At 32.6% G+C, this 17,664-nt stretch carries 15 protein-coding genes and 1 rRNA gene; 9 read left to right on the top strand and 7 right to left on the bottom strand.

Going from position 1 to position 17,664, the window contains the following annotated elements; all coding sequences use genetic code 11:
* Positions 1 to 5 precede the first annotated feature (5 nt).
* The 6 genes from ACHRVL_RS15630 (at position 6) to scpA (ending at position 6,933) form a co-directional block, all read left to right on the top strand.
* Positions 6 to 1,133 (top strand): methionine aminotransferase, encoded by a 1,128-nt coding sequence (locus tag ACHRVL_RS15630; RefSeq protein ID WP_395414228.1) that lies wholly within the window; start codon positions 6 to 8, stop codon positions 1,131 to 1,133.
* 74 nt (positions 1,134 to 1,207) lie between these two features.
* Positions 1,208 to 2,089 carry an SDR family oxidoreductase gene (locus ACHRVL_RS15625; RefSeq protein WP_053474060.1) on the top strand — a complete coding sequence of 294 codons (882 nt, stop codon included), beginning with the start codon at positions 1,208 to 1,210 and terminating at the stop codon, positions 2,087 to 2,089.
* A 254-nt stretch (positions 2,090 to 2,343) separates the two neighbouring features.
* A complete protein-coding gene (gene udk / locus ACHRVL_RS15620) occupies positions 2,344 to 2,952 on the top strand; it encodes a uridine kinase (RefSeq protein ID WP_089052866.1) in 609 nt (202 codons plus the stop codon).
* A gap of 84 nt (positions 2,953 to 3,036) precedes the next feature.
* Positions 3,037 to 3,363, top strand: coding sequence for a septum formation initiator family protein (locus tag ACHRVL_RS15615; RefSeq protein WP_395414225.1), 327 nt, complete (start codon positions 3,037 to 3,039; stop codon positions 3,361 to 3,363).
* Between the two features lie 17 nt (positions 3,364 to 3,380).
* A complete protein-coding gene (locus tag ACHRVL_RS15610) occupies positions 3,381 to 4,745 on the top strand; it encodes a methylmalonyl-CoA mutase subunit beta (protein ID WP_395414222.1) in 1,365 nt (454 codons plus the stop codon).
* A 46-nt stretch (positions 4,746 to 4,791) separates the two neighbouring features.
* On the top strand, positions 4,792 to 6,933 hold the full coding sequence (scpA, locus tag ACHRVL_RS15605; protein ID WP_395414220.1) for a methylmalonyl-CoA mutase: 2,142 nt from the start codon (positions 4,792 to 4,794) through the stop codon (positions 6,931 to 6,933).
* Positions 6,934 to 6,979: 46 nt separating this feature from the next.
* Here scpA and ACHRVL_RS15600 read toward each other — a convergent pair whose 3' ends face one another.
* From ACHRVL_RS15600 to dapF, 4 genes are all read right to left on the bottom strand, one after another.
* Positions 6,980 to 7,624 (bottom strand): peptidoglycan-binding protein LysM, encoded by a 645-nt coding sequence (locus ACHRVL_RS15600; RefSeq protein ID WP_395414218.1) that lies wholly within the window; start codon positions 7,622 to 7,624, stop codon positions 6,980 to 6,982.
* 562 nt (positions 7,625 to 8,186) lie between these two features.
* Positions 8,187 to 9,227, bottom strand: a complete 1,041-nt coding sequence (gene mltG, locus ACHRVL_RS15595; RefSeq protein WP_089052862.1) for an endolytic transglycosylase MltG — start codon at positions 9,225 to 9,227, stop codon at positions 8,187 to 8,189.
* A 2-nt stretch (positions 9,228 to 9,229) separates the two neighbouring features.
* Positions 9,230 to 9,772, bottom strand: coding sequence for a GNAT family N-acetyltransferase (locus tag ACHRVL_RS15590; RefSeq protein ID WP_395414216.1), 543 nt, complete (start codon positions 9,770 to 9,772; stop codon positions 9,230 to 9,232).
* A 9-nt stretch (positions 9,773 to 9,781) separates the two neighbouring features.
* Complete coding sequence (gene dapF / locus ACHRVL_RS15585) at positions 9,782 to 10,564, bottom strand: diaminopimelate epimerase (RefSeq protein WP_395414214.1); 783 nt, start codon at positions 10,562 to 10,564, stop codon at positions 9,782 to 9,784.
* Positions 10,565 to 10,702: 138 nt separating this feature from the next.
* On the opposite strand from dapF, the gene ACHRVL_RS15580 reads away from it, so the two are divergent.
* Both ACHRVL_RS15580 and ACHRVL_RS15575 read left to right on the top strand, forming a co-directional pair.
* Positions 10,703 to 12,103: a trypsin-like peptidase domain-containing protein gene (locus ACHRVL_RS15580; protein WP_089052859.1), complete on the top strand. Its 1,401-nt coding sequence runs from the start codon at positions 10,703 to 10,705 to the stop codon at positions 12,101 to 12,103.
* A gap of 196 nt (positions 12,104 to 12,299) precedes the next feature.
* Complete coding sequence (locus ACHRVL_RS15575) at positions 12,300 to 13,748, top strand: glyceraldehyde-3-phosphate dehydrogenase (RefSeq protein WP_395414211.1); 1,449 nt, start codon at positions 12,300 to 12,302, stop codon at positions 13,746 to 13,748.
* Between the two features lie 62 nt (positions 13,749 to 13,810).
* Here the strand turns inward: ACHRVL_RS15575 and ACHRVL_RS15570 are convergent, their stop codons facing one another.
* On the bottom strand, positions 13,811 to 14,269 hold the full coding sequence (locus ACHRVL_RS15570) for an Lrp/AsnC family transcriptional regulator (protein ID WP_089052857.1): 459 nt from the start codon (positions 14,267 to 14,269) through the stop codon (positions 13,811 to 13,813).
* Positions 14,270 to 14,470: 201 nt separating this feature from the next.
* On the opposite strand from ACHRVL_RS15570, the gene ald reads away from it, so the two are divergent.
* Positions 14,471 to 15,589 carry an alanine dehydrogenase gene (ald, locus tag ACHRVL_RS15565; protein WP_395414210.1) on the top strand — a complete coding sequence of 373 codons (1,119 nt, stop codon included), beginning with the start codon at positions 14,471 to 14,473 and terminating at the stop codon, positions 15,587 to 15,589.
* A gap of 109 nt (positions 15,590 to 15,698) precedes the next feature.
* Here ald and pafA read toward each other — a convergent pair whose 3' ends face one another.
* Both pafA and rrf read right to left on the bottom strand, forming a co-directional pair.
* Positions 15,699 to 17,318 (bottom strand): alkaline phosphatase PafA, encoded by a 1,620-nt coding sequence (gene pafA, locus ACHRVL_RS15560; RefSeq protein WP_395414208.1) that lies wholly within the window; start codon positions 17,316 to 17,318, stop codon positions 15,699 to 15,701.
* A gap of 258 nt (positions 17,319 to 17,576) precedes the next feature.
* Positions 17,577 to 17,664, bottom strand: a 5S ribosomal RNA gene (gene rrf, locus ACHRVL_RS15555); the annotation flags it as partial.

Below are 17,664 nucleotides of genomic sequence, written 5' to 3'. Positions count from 1 at the left end.
ATACCATGAGTAAACTTCCAAACGTAACTACCAGTATTTTCACGGTAATGTCAAAAATGGCAGCCGAATATAATGCTATAAATCTTTCGCAGGGATTTCCAAATTTTCCTGTTGATGAAAGATTAACAGATATAGTGGCAAGATTATCAAAGGAAAATGTGCATCAATATACACCAATGGCAGGTTATCCGCCATTGATGAGCAAAATTGCCAAGCTGACTCAGAGTTCTTACGGCAGAACAATAAATCCTGAATTAGAACTTTTGATTACCGCTGGTGCAACACAGGGAATTTTTACATCGATTTTGGCTTTGGTTAAAGAAAATGATGAAGTAATCATTCTTGATCCAAGTTATGATTCATACGAATCACCTGTTTTACTCTGTAATGCAAACCCCGTTCGTGTGGCGCTAAACGATGATTATACTCCGAACTGGGGGACCATCGAAAAAGCCTGTTCTCAGAAAAGCCGAATGATTATCATCAACAATCCGCATAATCCAACAGGAAAAATATTAACTGAAGCTGATTTTCTTCAGCTAGAAAAAATACTTTCAAAATATCCAGATCTTTTGGTTTTATCTGATGAAGTTTATGAATACATTACTTTTGAAGAGAAACATATTTCGGCACATACAAAAAACTTCCTTTTAGATCGTTGTATCACGGTTTCCTCTTTTGGAAAATCATTTCATATTACAGGTTGGAAAATTGGTTACACTATTGCACCGGAACATTTAATGAAAGAAATCAAAAAAGTACATCAGTTTTTGGTTTTCAGTGTAAACAGTATTTCTCAAGCTGCAATCAGCGAATATTTAGATGTTGTTGATGTCAATTTACTTGGGAAATTCTATCAGGGAAAAAGAGATTATTTCCTGAAACTGCTTCAAAACAGCCGTTTCGAATTGAAACCATGTGAAGGGACTTACTTTCAAGTTGCTTCGTATGCGGCTATCTCAGATGAAGATGATGTAACTTTCTGCAAAAATCTAATTATTAATCATGGCGTTGCTGCGATTCCTATTTCAACTTTCTACTCTGATCATAAAGACCAGAAATTAATTCGTTTTTGCTTTGCCAAAGATAATTTAACACTAGAAGCTGCCGCAAAAAAACTACGCGAAATATAAAGTTTATCAAAATTTTACAACTTTATTATGCGTGCATCCTATTTTTTTAATTAATATTGTAAAAAAAGAAAAGTATGAGCTATACAGATAAAATGTTACGTGATGACGCTTTAAAAGGAAAAGTTATCGTTGTTACAGGCGGCGGAAGCGGTTTAGGAAAAGCTATGACAAAATATTTTCTAGAATTAGGCGCTCAAGTCGCGATAACTTCGAGAGATTTAGAAAAGCTAAAAACAACTGCAGCAGAACTTGAAAGTGAAACTGGCGGAAAATGTTTACCTCTTCAATGTGATGTTCGTCATTATGAAGAAGTAGAAAATATGCTTCAGGAAACCTTAAAAGTTTTTGGAAAAGTAGACGTTCTTTTGAACAATGCAGCTGGAAATTTTATTTCTCCAACAGAGCGTTTGTCTGCAAATGCATTTGATACTGTTATAGACATTGTACTTAAAGGTTCTAAAAACTGTACACTAGCTTTTGGAAAACACTGGATTGACACTAAACAAACGTCGGCAACGATTTTAAATATTGTAACGACTTATGCTTGGACAGGTTCTGCCTATGTTGTACCTAGTGCTACTGCAAAAGCTGGAGTTTTGGCTATGACAAGAAGTCTTGCTGTAGAATGGGCAAAATACGGAATTCGTTCTAATGCTATTGCACCAGGACCGTTCCCAACAAAAGGAGCTTGGGACAGATTATTGCCAGGAGATCTTTCTGAAAAATTTGATATGGCCAAAAAAGTACCTTTGAAACGAGTTGGAGATCATCAAGAACTAGCCAATTTGGCGGCTTACTTAGTATCTGATTTTTCAGCTTATGTAAATGGAGATGTTATCACAATCGACGGAGGCGAATGGCTGAAAGGTGCAGGACAATTCAATTTATTAGAAGCAATCCCAGAAGAGCTTTGGGACCAGCTTGAAATGATGATAAAAGCAAAAAAGAATAAATAATTTTACGTGCTTACTAAATTCAGAATATTTTATTAAAACTATACTGATTGCGCGAAATCCCGAAGGTTTACTTTCGGGATTTTTTTTATATTTTTTACCATATAAGTGATATAAGTTCAATGAAGTAACAAATTGTTTGAATATTCTATTGGCATAAATTTACTTACATTACTTATATGGTTAAATACATTAATATGCTTACACAATTCACTTAAATTATTATTTTTGCCAAACAAATAACAAACAAAAATTTTATGCTCATTATTGGACTTGCAGGAGGAACAGGAAGTGGAAAAACAACAGTTGTACACCAAATTATGACCGAATTACCAGACACTGAAGTTGGTGTAATTTCTCAGGATTCGTATTACAAACAAACCGATAATTTATCTTTTGATGAAAGAGCATTAATTAACTTTGATCATCCAAGATCTATTGATTTTGAACTTTTAGTAAAACATCTAAAAGCTCTAAAATCAGGCGAAACTATCGATCAACCTGTTTATTCTTTCATACAGCACAACAGGACAGATGATACTGTGTCGACACACCCTAGAAAAGTAATGATCGTTGAAGGAATTTTAATTTTAACAAATCCCGAATTACGCGAACTTTGTGATATCAAAATTTTCGTTCATGCCGATTCTGACGAAAGATTAGTTCGACGTTTAAAAAGAGATATTTCAGAAAGAGGACGTGATATCGACGAGGTTTTAAACCGTTATCAAAACACATTAAAACCTATGCACGAGCAATTTATAGAGCCATCTAAGGCTTTTGCTGATATTATTATACCTAATGACAAATACAATACTGTAGCAATTGATGTAGTTCGCGCTGTAATTAATCAGAGAATTTCATAATTTTTATTGTAAATTTAAACCATTAAAAAATGAGCTGATCCTAATTTTATTGGGATCAGTATAATGTAGGTAATGAAAAATAAAATGAAAAATCCTTATAAAGAAAAAAAATGGTTTAAACTCCTAAGCAATAAGTATGTTTGGGTACTTCTCTTTTTTGTTATCTGGATGTTATTTCTAGACAATTATTCCTATTTTGATCATCGTTTTTTAGACCAGCAAGTTAATGAGCTGCAAGACAATAAAAAATACTATCAGGACGAAATAAAGAAAGATCAAGAACAGATCAAACAGTTAAAAAATCCTGAACAAATAGAAAAATACGCTCGCGAAAAGTATTTTATGAAAAAAGACAGCGAAGATATTTACATCATTCAATTCGAAGGAGATACTATTCCAGATAAAGAATAATCAGAAAAAAGCAACTAATGGCTAATACACTATTCAACGATTTTAATCCTATTTCATCCAAACAATGGAAACAAAAAATTCAGTTTGAATTAGATGGAGCTGATTATAACGAAACGATGATTTGGAATTCTCCCGAAGACATTCAAGTTAAACCTTTTTATCATCGTGATGAATTTGCAAAAGCTGCATCCGTTAAAACTCAAGCTTCAAATTTTCAAATCTGTCAAAATATCTTCGTACATGACATCGAAAAATCGATTAAACGTGCAATTGATACAATCGAAAGAGGTGCAGAAAGTCTTCGTTTTTCAATTCAAAACGAAAATACAGATATTCAAAAATTACTAGAAAATCTTCCTTTAGAAAACAGAATCGTTTACTTCAATTTAAGTTTTATCTCAATCGATTTCGTAAAATTATTAAACGCAATTTCTATTCAAAAAAAGGCGGTTTTTTATTGTAATTTAGACCCTATCGGACAATTGGCCCGTGATGGAAATTGGTTTACAACTTCAGATAAAAATAATTTTGAAACACTTGAAAAAATTTCAAACGAAGCAAAAAACCTTTCCTTGCTTAGTATTGATCTAGGTTTATATCAAAATGCCGGAGCAAATATTACACAGCAAATCGCCTATAGTTTAGCGCATGCAAATGAATATTTAAATCGTTTACCCAATATAACAAAGCCAATTGTTTTTCAAATTTCTGTTGGAACAAACTATTTTTTTGAAATTGCAAAACTTCGTGCTTTGCGAATGCTTTTCAAATTAATTGCAACCGAATACAATCCTGATATAGATTGTCATTTTCTAGTTACCCCAACGAAACGAAATAAAACTATTTACGATTATAATGTCAATATGCTTCGCACTACAACCGAATGCATGTCGGCAATCCTTGGCGGCGCGGATGCTGTTGCTAATTTACCTTATGATTCTTTATACCATAAAGACAATGAGTTTGGTGACCGAATAGCTCGCAATCAGCTTTTAGTCTTAAAACACGAAAGCTATTTTGACAAAGTAGATAATCCTGCTGATGGAAGCTATTATATTGAAAGTTTAACAATGCAATTGGCAGAAAAAAGTTTAACGCTTTTTAAAGATATTGAAGCAAATGGAGGTTTCTTAAAACTTCTAAACGACGGAACTATCAAAAAGAAAATTCAAGAAAGTGCCGCTAAAGAGCAAGAATTATTCGACTCAAGAAAGGAAGTTTTATTAGGCACAAATAAATACCCTAATAAAGAAGACAAAATGAAACATGACTTAGAGCTGTTTCCTTTTGTAAAAATCAAGCCTAGAAAAACATTAATTACACCAATTATAGAAAAAAGATTAGCCGAAAAATTAGAACAAGAAAGGCTTGAACAAGAATAATTTTTCTTTATCTGTAATTAATAAAACAATATAACGAAGCGTCTCCATGATAAGAAAAGACCTTAAACATATTAAATTAGATGTTAAAAGTGAAAAGTTAGACGAACTGACGCATAACTCAGACTCTTTAACGCATAACTTCACAACTGCCGAAGGCATTGAACTGAAAAAAAACTATTCTGAAAAAGACATAGAAGATTTAGAGTTTCTTGACTTTGGAGCTGGTTTTACACCTAATTTACGCGGACCATACGCTACGATGTATGTTCGTCGTCCTTGGACAATTCGCCAGTATGCTGGATTTTCGACTGCGGAAGAAAGTAATGCATTTTACAGAAGAAATCTTGCTGCGGGTCAAAAAGGACTTTCAATAGCTTTTGATTTACCTACTCATCGCGGTTACGATTCAGATCATGAAAGAGTTGTAGGTGATGTTGGAAAAGCTGGTGTTGCAATTGATTCTGTCGAAGATATGAAAGTATTATTTGACCAAATTCCACTTGATGAAATGTCGGTTTCAATGACTATGAACGGCGCTGTTTTGCCTATAATGGCATTTTATATAGTAGCTGCCGAAGAACAAGGTGTTGAATTGAACAAGCTTTCAGGAACGATTCAGAATGACATTTTGAAAGAATTTATGGTGCGTAATACTTATATATACCCACCTGCGCCTTCAATGAAAATTATTGCAGATATTTTTGAGTTTACTAGCAAAAAAATGCCCAAATTCAATTCTATCTCCATTTCTGGATACCATATGCAAGAAGCTGGAGCGACTGCCGATATTGAATTGGCCTATACTTTAGCAGATGGATTAGAATATATTCGAACTGGATTATCAACTGGAATGACTATTGATGAATTTGCTCCTCGCCTTTCTTTCTTTTGGGCAATTGGAATGAATCATTTTATGGAAATTGCAAAGATGAGAGCGGGCAGAATGATTTGGGCAAAGCTGCTTCAACAGTTTAACCCTAAAAGCGACAAATCATTAGCATTAAGAACACATTGCCAAACGAGCGGATGGAGTTTAACGGAACAAGATCCTTTTAATAATGTTGCCAGAACATGCATTGAAGCTACAGCGGCTGCATTTGGAGGCACACAATCTCTACATACTAACGCGCTTGATGAGGCTATTGCACTGCCTACTGACTTTTCGGCCAGAATTGCACGTAATACTCAAATTTATTTACAAGAAGAAACTAAAACAACTAAAACAGTTGATCCTTGGGGCGGAAGTTATTATGTAGAATCGCTTACAAATGAAATTCTAGAAAGTACTTGGAAACTAATTGAAGAAGTTGAAGAACTTGGAGGAATGACAAAAGCGATTGAAGCTGGAATTCCAAAATTAAGAATTGAAGAAGCAGCAGCAAGAAAACAAGCTAGAATCGACAGCGGTCAAGACATAATCGTTGGTGTTAATAAATTTAGATTAGAGAAAGAAGATCCTCTTCATATTTTGGATGTTGACAACCAAATGGTTCGTAAACAACAAATTGAACGACTTACAGAAATAAAAGAAAAAAGAGATTCACAAAAGGTAAATCAATCACTTGAAAAATTAACTCATTGCGCAAGAACCAAAGAAGGCAACTTATTAGAAATTGCTATTGAAGCTGCCAGAAATAGAGCTACTTTAGGAGAAATAAGCGATGCTCTTGAAAGTGTGTTTGGAAGGTTCAAAGCGCAAATTAAATCATTTAGCGGTGTGTATAGTGCAGCAATAAAAAATGACGAGAATTTCGAAAAGGCAAAACAGTTAGCTGATGCTTTTGCGAAGCAAGAAGGAAGACGACCTAGAATTATGATTGCTAAAATGGGACAAGACGGTCATGATCGAGGTGCAAAAGTTGTTGCAACGGGTTATGCCGATGTAGGTTTTGATGTTGATATAGGACCTTTATTTCAAACTCCTGCTGAAGCAGCTAAACAAGCTGTCGAAAACGACGTTCACATATTAGGCGTTTCATCTCTTGCCGCAGGACATAAAACATTGGTTCCGCAGGTTATTGAAGAACTTAAAAAACACGATCGTGAAGACATTATGGTAATTGTTGGCGGAGTAATTCCTGCACAAGATTATCAATTTTTGTTTGATGCTGGTGCGGCCGCAGTATTTGGTCCGGGTACTAAAATAAGTGAAGCTGCCATCAAAATTTTAGAAATATTAATTGACTAATATTTTAAAAAAAATATCCCGATTGCTCGGGATATTTTTTTTAATGTTAATCGTTTATTGTCGCATTACTGTCTGCTTCAATAAAAGAGAGATCATAACCACCAAAATCGCGCATGTAACTTTTTAATGAAGTTCCAAAAGCATCTCTAAAATGTCTATTGCCTTTATTCTTAAAAAAGTTTTTTACTGATCCGGCACCACCTAAATGCGCTGCCGCTAAAATACCCGATTCGGTAATTTCAATACCACTAACAACTTTTCCTTCATACTTTTCAATTTCATTACGCAAAATCCATTTATTTTTAGATAATAATGCTAGAAAAGCTTTTTCCTGTAAGGCAGGATCTTTTAGAAATTCTTTTTCATTGCTGACTCCGATAGCACGTAATGCTTTAGAACCAAATTGATATTTTCCCATATATCCTAGAGAATTTACCATTCGGTATTTTCCCTGAGATTCTTTAAAAGCAACTGCTTCTTTAAAACCAATAAGACGATTTCCTGTGTATGGGACGTTTAGACTAACTTTAGGATAATCATCCTTTTCTGTTGATGGAAATATGTACTCAGATCCATCTGTTTTTTCTGTTAAAAACCAAGGTTTGGTTTCCAAAGTAAAGGGTTTAAAACCCAAACTTAAAAATGTAATAATAACGATCAAACTCGCATAAAAATACCACTTCTTTATCATAAATTGTTTTTCTTCAAAACGCTGTCACCTTTTTGAAATTTCTACGCTGCAAAGATAACGAATATTAAACAATGCTATAAATCAGCACTTTACACGTTTTTAAGATTTTTAAAATTTAGTCTAAACCCTTTAATCACGCATTATTAGAGCTTATTTTTTTAAAATGAAGAAGGCTTAAAAAAGGGGAAAAACTAATTCAATAAAATGTCATTTTTATCAAATTTTTATCAAATTTGTTAAAATAGAAAGATTAAACTTACCTTTTTATATCGTTTTTAACGTGAATAAAAACTTCAATTATAAAAATCGAGAAAAAAATCATAGAGAAAAAACAAACTTTTCGTCAGATTAAATTCAATTTCTAAAAAAAAAATTTTAAATCTAGCTTAGATATTATTATTATCTAAACCCTCTTAAATTTTAAATATTACAATAAGGATCGAACAATTTTAATTTAATGCTTTAAATTGAAAATCAGTCGTCATTTAATGACATAAAAAAACCGAAGCAAAAACTTCGGTTTAATATCTTATATTTTATTCTAAAAAAGCGCTACACTAAGTTATCTAGTTACACCTTGACTTGCAATCCAGTCAGAATATTTTTTTGCATTCACATTATGTTCTGCTAAAGTTGAAGCAAATTCATGATAACCAAAACGATCTACACTTGCACAAAAATAGATGTAATCGTTTTTCTCCGGATTCAAAACAGCTTCTAATGCCGTTATATCAGCCATTGCAATAGGTCCAGGAGGAAGTCCTGTATTTACATAAGTATTATAAGGTGATTTCATAACCAAGTCATTATAAAAAACTCTTTTTATTACTTGATCAAAATTATTGTCTCGCAGTTTTAAGGCATAAATAACTGTAGGGTCTGCTTGTAATGGCATATCTAAACGTAATCTGTTTAAATAAACACCGGCAATACGCGGACGCTCATCTTTTTTTACTGATTCTTTGTGAACTATAGACGCTAAAATAGATACCTGAACTGGCGTTAAACCTTGTTTTTTAGCTTGTTCAATTCTTTCAGGAGTCCAAAAATTATGATATTCTTTTATCATTTTATCTCTGAATTTTTCTGCAGATGTATTCCAGTATACTTCGTATGTATTTGGAATAAACATAGCAAAAACATTATCCTCGTTGAATCCATTCGCTGCCAAAAAAGTTGAGTCTTTAAATGCTTTCATTAAAGACAAACTATCCGCTTCAATTTCAGAACCAACTCTTCCAGCAAAATTCTCTAAACGTTCTTGATTATTAAAAGCCAATTTTACAGGAACATTTGAACGCATAGCACGAACTAAGTCAATATTGTTCATGTCTTTTTTAAGAAGAAAACGCCCAGATTTTACATTTTCTGGATAACTTCTTTTGTTTGCCACCATTTCGAAATTTTCAAAGTTCTTGATATAGGGTTCTAATATCTTTTTTACATCGGTATAGTTTGCGCCAGTTGGAACGTAAACATAAACCTCTTTTTCTTGAAATTTTGTATTGGCGCTAAATATTTGGCTAATTAATATAAAACCGTAAACTATTAAAACAGAAATTACGGCTACAGCAGTTATTGTGATGATTTTCTTTAGATTCAAAGCTATAAATTTAAATGTTCTTTGTTAATTAATTGAAAAATTGCTTCGTCATGATAGTGGTTATTCAGCAAAATCCAATCTTTTTTAATTCCAATTTTCTCAAAACCAAATTTAGTAAAAAGAGCTATACTTGCGGCATTACTTACACTAATATTTGCATAAAGCTGATGCAGATTCAAATTAAAAAAAGAATAATTAATCAGTAGCTCTAATGCCTCAGAACCAATGTTTTTACTCCGATTTTCATTTTTTTGAATCACAATTCCAACTCCTGCTCTATTATTTTTTGGATCAAAATCAAATATATCGATCAAACCAATTGCTGGAAAATCTTCATCCTGACAAATAGCCAGACGCAATTGCTTTGCTTCATAAATATCTTGCTGAGCATTCTCGAGATACTGGCGAATTAAAAAACGACTATATGGTGTATGGGTGTTACTGACTTCCCAAATACTCTGATCATTTTCCATAGCATACACAAACTCTAAATCATTAGGTTCTAATGCACGCAGATAAATTGTATCGCCTTTGAGTGTAATCATTATTAAATATTAGATTTCGATTGTTCCTTTAAAAACAAATTTTGCTGGTCCAGTTAAAAAAACATTTGTAAAATGTTCTCCTAGTTTATCAAAAGAAACATTTAATTTTCCGCCTTCAACATTTAAATCAATCGAAGTTTTATCAGTCTGACCAATGGCATTCATTGCAATTGCCACTGCGGTCGCTCCTGTCCCGCAGGCCAAAGTTTCATCTTCAACCCCTCTTTCATAAGTACGAAGTGAAAAAGTTTGATCGTCAACTTTTTTTACAAAATTAATATTGCTTCCTTTTTCTCCATACAATTCTCCATAGCGAATGGCTGCTCCGTTTTCTTTTACATTATAATGTTCTAAATCATCAACTAACTGAACATGATGCGGCGATCCTGTATTTAAAAAAGTATAAGAATCGTTTTTTTTCACTTCATCAACATCAATCATTTGCAATGAAACAATTGCATCATTATTTACTGATGCATGGTGCAAACCGTCTGTTGCTATAAAGGTTGTTTTATTATCGATTACTCCCAGTTGATTTGCAAAAGCTACTAGGCAGCGTCCTCCATTTCCACACATTGAACTTTGGTTTCCATCAGAATTATAATAGACCATTTTGAAGTCAGTTTCCTGGTCGTTTTCTAACAGAATAAGACCGTCAGCTCCAATACCAAAACGTCTGTCACATAAGCGTTCAATCAATTTTACATCGTCTTTTGGGAAAAAATTTGTACGATTATCAATCATGACAAAATCATTGCCAGTTCCTTGATATTTATAGAATTCTATTTGCATTTTTTAGTCATTAAGTAATACAAAAGTACGAACTAATAATTAATGAAATGTTAATCATTGTTAAAGAGAGTTAAACCACTTTACAAAATATTTTTTTGCTTTATTTTTACATTAAATAACTTAAACAAAATTGTAATTATGAAAAGATTTTCATCCTTATTTTTAGTATCACTTTTAAGTGGCGCTATTACCCTTGGAGCTTACAAGTTATTATTTGAGAGTAACAATTCGCTTTTTGGAAAAGGAAACTCTGTTGTTACACTTGCGCCCAATTCATTCGGAAAAAATGTCGCTCTCTCTGCTGAAACTGTAGATTTTACAGAGGCTGCAGACAAAACAATTCATACTGTTGTTCACGTTAAAAATGTCAGCAGGCGAACTGTAAGTAATCCTATGCTTGAATTTTTCTATGGTTATGGAGGACAACAACAGCAAGAACAAGTAGGAACTGGATCTGGTGTTATTATTTCTGAAGACGGCTACATTGTAACAAACAACCACGTTATAAAAGATGCTACAGAAATTGAAATAACATTGAATAATAAAAAGTCTTATAAAGCAAAACTTGTTGGCACGGATTCTAAGATGGATATTGCGCTTTTAAAAATTAATGCTGACGAAAAATTACCCTATACGCCTTTTGCAAACTCTGACAGCGTAAAAGTTGGTGAATGGGTTTTAGCAGTAGGAAACCCGTATAACTTAACTTCGACTGTAACTGCAGGAATTGTTTCGGCTAAAGCTAGAAATCTAGATCAAAGCGGTATCCAGTCATTTATTCAAACAGATGCTGCCGTGAATCCTGGAAACAGCGGCGGAGCATTGGTAAACACAAGAGGTGAATTAATTGGAATTAATACTATGATTTCGTCAACAACAGGATCTTATGTAGGATATTCGTTTGCAGTTCCATCTAATATTGCTCGAAAAATTATTGAGGACATAATGGAGTTTGGAAATGTTCAAAGAGGAATTTTAGGCGTTGAAGGCGGAGAATTGAATAGTGCTGTGTCTAAAGAATTAGGAGTTACTGAAACTCAAGGTTTTTATATTAGTAAGGTTTCCAAAAATTCTGGAGCAGAAAAGGCAGGTCTTGGCAAAGGCGATATTATTGTAAAACTTGATGAACAAAATATTTCAACTTATGCAGATCTTTCTGGTTACATTAATACTAAACGTCCAAATGATGTTATTAAAGTTACCTATATTAAAGAAGGAAAAACTAAAACCGTTCCGGTTACTTTAAGTAAAAATGAATTTTTTAGTACTGAATATAAAGGAATGGAATTAGAAAATATTGATGCTTCTGACAAAAAGAAATTCAGAATTGATTATGGTGTAAAAATCAAAAATATTACAAACGAGAATTTAATGCAGTACCAAAACGAGCTGCAGGGTAATATCATTTTAAGTATAGACAATGTAAAAGCAACAAATGTTGAAACTGTTTCTAAACTTTTGAGTAAAAAAGACGAAGGACAGAGTTCCCGCATTGAAATGATAAACAGAAATGGTGAAATTTTTAGAATCATAATCTAAATCTCTGTTTACAAAATAACATTGCTAAAAGCCATCTTAAATAATTAAGATGGCTTTTTTTATTTAATGAAAAGAAAAAGCCTCTATGTTAATTTCAAAAATAAATGCTAAAATAGTTTACGAAATCGATTGAAATGGATACTTTTGCGCAAAATTTTAAAATAGTGAGCATTTTATTTTTTTAATTTAATCAATTATGAGCAAAAAATCTTTGTACCAAAAAGAGGTATCATTACAGGTCGACCGAAGAAGAGCTGGTGTCGAATTAATCAAAGTAATAAGTGATTTATGGTACGACAAATCCATTGAAATGGTTTTATTCAAAAACCAATTACTGGATAAAAATGTCAGCGACATTATTAATCTTCATCAATATGCAGGTGAATTTGTAGGTAAGCCAATTACAATTTTTGATTCGGTAGAAATCGCAAAAGTTGTTTTATCATTAGATCTTCCACCAGCAAAGATAGACCTTGGTAAACTTACCTATGAGTATCGTTTAGAAGACGAAAAATATCCTGATGCAAGATATTTTGTTATCGAAAAATTAAAAAAGGCTAAAACATCAAAAGAAATTCAACCAAAAGATGTTGTCTTATACGGTTTTGGAAGAATCGGACGTTTGTTAGCTAGAGAATTAATGTCTAAAACCGGAAAAGGAAACCAATTGCGCTTAAGAGCAATTGTTACTCGAGATAAAAATGATGCATCAAGTTTAGAAAAAAGAGCTTCTTTACTTCGTTATGATTCAATTCACGGAGACTTTCAAGGTTCAGTAATTGCCGATCCAAAAAATAATGCCTTAATCATTAATGGAACTACTGTTCATATTATTACAGCAAATTCTCCTGAAGAAATTGATTATACTCAATACGGAATAAATGATGCCTTAGTAATTGATAATACGGGAGCATTCACAACTGAGGAAGCTTTAAAAAGACATCTAACTTCTAATGGAGCAAATAAAGTATTACTGACTGCACCAGGAAAAGGAGTGCCAAATATAGTACATGGTGTAAACCATAATGAATATAACCCAGATGAAAACGATATTTTTTCAGCTGCTTCATGCACCACAAATGCCATTACACCAATTCTAAAAGTTATTGAAGAAACTTTAGGTGTGGTAAAAGGACATTTAGAAACTATTCATGCATATACAAATGATCAAAATTTGGTTGATAATATGCACCGAAAATACCGTCGCGGCAGAGCTGCTGCTCTAAACATGGTAATTACCGAAACAGGTGCAGGAAGTGCAGTTGCCAAAGCTTTACCATCATTAGAAGGAAAATTAACTTCAAATGCTATTCGAGTTCCTGTTCCTAATGGATCACTTGTAGTTTTAAATCTAGAGGTTAAAAAAGCCACTTCAATTGCTGCGATCAATAAAATTATGAAGAAATATGCTCTTGAAGGAGAATTGGTAGAGCAAATAAAATATTCTTTAAATAATGAATTGGTTTCATCAGATATTGTGGGAACTTCTGCCCCTTCAATATATGACAGTAACGCAACTATTGTATCAAAAGACGGTAAAAATATAGTATTATATATCTGGTACGATAATGAATACGGCTATAGCCATCAGGTAATTCGTCTTGCAAAATATATAGCAAAAGTAAGACGATTTACTTACTATTAACTAAACCTAACCAAAACCAAATTACCTTAAAACCATCAAGTTTCCTTGATGGTTTTTTCTTTTTAAACAGGTAAAACTGTAGTGCTTTTAACTTCAGAAATAACAAAAACAGTATTTATAAGAGATACTTCTGGCAAGATAGAAAGTTTTTTTTGATGAAAATGATGGTAACTTTCCATATCTGGAATTATAATCTTTAGCATATAATCAAAATTCCCAGATACATAATTGCACTCTACCACTTCAGGCAGATTCAAAATTGATTGATTAAAACCTTCCGAGGTATCATAGGTCTGTTTAGTCAGTGTTACTTGGCAATAAACCGTCAAATTATTCCCAAGTTTTTTCTTATCCAAAATGGTCACATATTTCTCTATAATTCCATCTTTTTCAAGTCGTTTCACTCGATCATGAACAGGAGTTAAAGACAAATTTATTTTGTTTGCAATATCTTTTAAAGTGTAATGTGCATCTACTTGTAAAAGACGTAAGATTTTTTTGTCTATTTCATCTAAAGCCATAATGAAAACGTTGTATTAAAATTTATGAAATTTAGTTTTTTTTTCTCTTTGAAGATTTAATCTATCACTTAAAAAGAATAATTTTCTGTAAAATTAAAAAATAAAATAATATTTTCTTATTTATTACCCCATAAACCATAATTTATTCTCTATCTGTAGATTTGTAAAACAATTTCAATAAAAACAAAAAAATATAACAAAATGATAATAGGAGTTCCAAAAGAAATAAAAAATAACGAAAATCGTGTAGCATTAACTCCAGCAGGAGTTTCTGAAATGAAAAAACACGGACACGTTGTTTATGTTCAATCTACTGCTGGTTTAGGTAGCGGTTTTAGTGATGATGAATATGCACAAGCAGGAGCCGTAGTTTTACCAACAATTGAAGAGGTTTATGCTATTGCTGAAATGATTATTAAAGTAAAAGAACCAATTGCATCAGAATATCCATTAATCAAGAAAGATCAATTATTATTTACTTACTTCCACTTTGCTTCCTCAGAGCCATTAACACACGCTATGCTGGAAAAAGGTGCAGTATGTTTAGCTTACGAAACAGTTGAAAAAACAGATCGCAGTCTACCATTATTAGTACCAATGTCTGAAGTTGCAGGTCGTATGGCAATTCAGCAAGGTGCAAAATATCTAGAAAAACCATTAAAAGGAAGAGGAATTCTTTTAGGAGGTGTTCCAGGTGTTCCACCTGCTAAAGTATTAGTTTTAGGAGGAGGAATCGTAGGAACTCAAGCTGCAAAAATGGCTGCTGGATTAGGAGCTCAAGTAACTATTATGGATCTAAGCTTACCTCGTTTACGTCAATTAGACGATATTATGCCTGCAAATGTAAATACAGAAATGTCTAACCATTATAACATCACAAGAGCAATTAAAGATGCAGATCTAGTTGTTGGAGCTGTTTTAATTCCGGGAGCAAAAGCACCTCACTTAATTACTCGTGATATGCTAAAATTAATGCGCCCAGGAGCTGTTGTAGTAGACGTTGCGGTTGACCAAGGAGGTTGTATCGAAACTTGTACTCCAACAACACACGAAAACCCAACTTTTATTATTGACGACATTGTTCACTATTGTGTAGCTAATATGCCAGGTGCAGTTCCTTATACATCAACTTTAGCTTTAACTAATGCTACTTTACCTTATGCTGTACAATTAGCAAATAAAGGATGGGAAAAAGCTTGCGCTGAAAGTGAAGAATTGAAAAAAGGTTTAAATATTGCTAACGGAAAAATCCTTTATAAAGGAGTTGCTGAAGCATGGAATCTTCCGTACAATGAAGAATTAGTATTGACAAACGCATAGTACCAATATTAAATAAGTGCTTACTAAGCAATAAACTAAAAAGGCTTTTCGAATCGAAAAGCCTTTTTTTATCCTAAAAAAACCTGTTCTTTCAAGAACAGGCTTTATATTATTTCTTTTCATCTAAAACTTCTTGCAAAACCTTTGCCTCAGTTCCATTCGGGAAAGTAACTTTAATTTTTTGTGCAATTGTTGGAGCAATTTCAGTAATTGCTTTTTTATCAAAAGATTCTCCTTTTTTAATATGCCAGCCGTAAAAAATAGCTGGAACATGAGTGTCATAGCTGTAAATGGTACCATGAGAAGTTCCTGTAGTAGAATATTCAATATCTCCAGGTTTATCCACAATTACTAAATCTCCATTTTGAGTAACATCGTAACCTTTAGCAACAAAATTTAATGAATAGTCATTTCCTCCGTTTGCTAAAATTTCCTCTTCAGTATAAACCTTTTTCACTTGTGGTTGAGAAATCAAGAACTCTTTAAAAGCTTGCTTAACTTTAGCCAATTCTAAACGTTTATCTTTTATAATTTGTCTATTAAAGAAAACATTAAAATTTGAGTAATTTAAAATCAAATCAACTCCAAAAGTTTTTGTTGAAAAATCTTGTAAGCTTTTCTTAACTTGCTTAGAAGGGTAATTATCTACATTATACTTACGATCCTTTAAATAAATTACATTTTCTGCTCCTGCATGATCAGCTGTTAAAAAAAGTAAATAATTTCCCTTTCCAACTGTCTTATCTAAATAAGCTAAAAAATCAGCAATAGTTTGATCTAATCTCAAATAAGTATCTTGAAGTTCCATTGATCTAGGCCCAAGTAAATGCCCAACATAATCAGTAGATGAAAAACTAACAGTTAAAAAATCTGTTATATTATCCTTTCCAAGTTCTTCTTTTTCTATTGCTCTTTTAGCAAATTCAGCTAATAGATCGTTCCCAAAAGGAGTTGCACGAATAACTCCTGCATCATTCTTCTCGTACATTGATTTTAAATCGTATGGAAAAACAGGAGCTGTACTTCCATACAATTTCCCTTCATAAGGATTATTATCTGGAAGACTCTCATTATACACTGAAGCAGGTTTATATAAATCCCAGCCTTTATTAATATATTTTAAGTAGTTTTTTTCATTATTAAATTCAGAAACCCATTCTGGCAATTTCTCTCCATAAAAAGTACTAGAAATAAAAGATCCTGTCTTACTATACCAAAATGCCCAATTGGCAAAATGCCCAGCTGGCAAAATTGCACCACGATCTTTCAAACTCATCCCAATTACTTTTCCATTAAAATTGGTTGCCATTCTAACTTCATCTGTAATTGTAGTACTTTGAAGATTCTTAGGTGACATAGCTCCTTCGTCAGCAGTTCCATCACCAACAGTTTTTACATCTGCATCATCTGTACAATACATTTCTTTTCCAAGAGTCCTACTAAACCACTCGTTACCAACAATACCATGTGTAGCTGGAGTTGTACCAGTATAAATTGAAGCGTGTCCAGGTGCAGTATAAGTCGGCATATAATTATAATGCATATTTTGAAAAACATATCCATTATTCATTAATTTTTTAAAACCATTTGGGGAAAAATCATCCGAAAATCGATATAAATATTCCATTTTCATTTGATCGACTACTATACCTACAACTAATTTGGGACGTTGTTGTGCACTAAGATTTGTAATAACAAAAAGTGTCAACAGTAAAATACTTTTCTTCATGTTTAAATAAATAATTTAAAGACAAAAATACTCATTCAAATCCAAAAATTCTAAAGTATTAATACCTAAGACTAAACAAATAATCATAATTTAACAAAATTAAACTACAAACTATTATTCAATTAAAGAAATACTCATTTAAAAACTCTATTTTCTAAAATAAATAAAATAATATTAAAGAGTGAACAAGCAACCTAAAGTTTAAAACAATTATAAAACAAAAAATCCTCATCAAATGAATGATGAGGATTTTTAAAAGAAAGGCGACGACATACTCTCCCACAAAATTGCAGTACCATCTGCGCAGGCGGGCTTAACTACTCTGTTCGGGATGGGAAGAGGTGAG

The sequence above is a fragment of the Flavobacterium sp. FlaQc-28 genome (genome assembly GCF_044007415.1).
Lineage (GTDB): Bacteria > Bacteroidota > Bacteroidia > Flavobacteriales > Flavobacteriaceae > Flavobacterium.
The sequence above is the reverse complement of the archived record's forward strand: the minus strand, read 5'-3'. Positions and strand labels throughout refer to the sequence as shown.

Excerpts from the sequence above, each read along its gene's own strand:
- ACHRVL_RS15630 (WP_395414228.1), top strand. The coding sequence starts at position 6 with ATGAGTAAACTTCCAAACGTAACTACCAGTATTTTCACGGTAATGTCA.
- ACHRVL_RS15625 (WP_053474060.1), top strand. The coding sequence starts at position 1,208 with ATGAGCTATACAGATAAAATGTTACGTGATGACGCTTTAAAAGGAAAA.
- udk (WP_089052866.1), top strand. The coding sequence starts at position 2,344 with ATGCTCATTATTGGACTTGCAGGAGGAACAGGAAGTGGAAAAACAACA.
- ACHRVL_RS15615 (WP_395414225.1), top strand. The coding sequence starts at position 3,037 with ATGAAAAATCCTTATAAAGAAAAAAAATGGTTTAAACTCCTAAGCAAT.
- ACHRVL_RS15610 (WP_395414222.1), top strand. The coding sequence starts at position 3,381 with ATGGCTAATACACTATTCAACGATTTTAATCCTATTTCATCCAAACAA.
- scpA (WP_395414220.1), top strand. The coding sequence starts at position 4,792 with ATGATAAGAAAAGACCTTAAACATATTAAATTAGATGTTAAAAGTGAA.
- ACHRVL_RS15600 (WP_395414218.1), bottom strand. The coding sequence starts at position 7,624 with ATGATAAAGAAGTGGTATTTTTATGCGAGTTTGATCGTTATTATTACA.
- ACHRVL_RS15590 (WP_395414216.1), bottom strand. The coding sequence starts at position 9,772 with ATGATTACACTCAAAGGCGATACAATTTATCTGCGTGCATTAGAACCT.
- dapF (WP_395414214.1), bottom strand. The coding sequence starts at position 10,564 with ATGCAAATAGAATTCTATAAATATCAAGGAACTGGCAATGATTTTGTC.
- ACHRVL_RS15580 (WP_089052859.1), top strand. The coding sequence starts at position 10,703 with ATGAAAAGATTTTCATCCTTATTTTTAGTATCACTTTTAAGTGGCGCT.
- ACHRVL_RS15575 (WP_395414211.1), top strand. The coding sequence starts at position 12,300 with ATGAGCAAAAAATCTTTGTACCAAAAAGAGGTATCATTACAGGTCGAC.
- ACHRVL_RS15570 (WP_089052857.1), bottom strand. The coding sequence starts at position 14,269 with ATGGCTTTAGATGAAATAGACAAAAAAATCTTACGTCTTTTACAAGTA.
- ald (WP_395414210.1), top strand. The coding sequence starts at position 14,471 with ATGATAATAGGAGTTCCAAAAGAAATAAAAAATAACGAAAATCGTGTA.
- pafA (WP_395414208.1), bottom strand. The coding sequence starts at position 17,318 with ATGAAGAAAAGTATTTTACTGTTGACACTTTTTGTTATTACAAATCTT.